General features: G+C 53.6%; 1 protein-coding gene. It reads right to left on the bottom strand.

Annotated features, from left to right (window positions below; all coding sequences use genetic code 11):
• A partial coding sequence (locus Q1A48_RS21430) for a hypothetical protein (protein ID WP_299948914.1) occupies nucleotides 1-384 on the bottom strand: 384 nt, incomplete at both ends.

Genomic DNA, 384 nt, shown 5'->3' with positions numbered 1-384 from the left:
TAAAGCGCATTTCATAGGTTTCCACCTCACCGCCGGCACCCAGGGTAAAGGTATCGCTGTCGGCAGTACCCAGCAGGGTGGCATTGGTGGCGGTAAGGGTTTCTACATTGAAAAAGGCGATGCCGTTGTTGCTGGCTTCCCAATTATTACCAGTCAGTAACCACTCGGCACCTTCGGCTCCGTTGACCGTGTCGATACCGTCAAGGGCATCAACGCTGCTGATACCATTAAAGGCAATATCATTGGCCATCAGCGCATTCAGGCCGGTAATTTCGAACCTGTCCTCACCATCCGAGCCCGCCAGGCGGTTACTGCCCGAACCCGCATTGACTGTATCCACTTCGCTGAAGTTGATGTTCGCTGTATTCAGGGTATTTGTGCCGG

The organism is uncultured Microbulbifer sp., from assembly GCF_947489355.1.
Taxonomy (GTDB): Bacteria; Pseudomonadota; Gammaproteobacteria; order Pseudomonadales; family Cellvibrionaceae; genus Microbulbifer.
The sequence above is the reverse complement of the archived record's forward strand: the minus strand, read 5'-3'. Positions and strand labels throughout refer to the sequence as shown.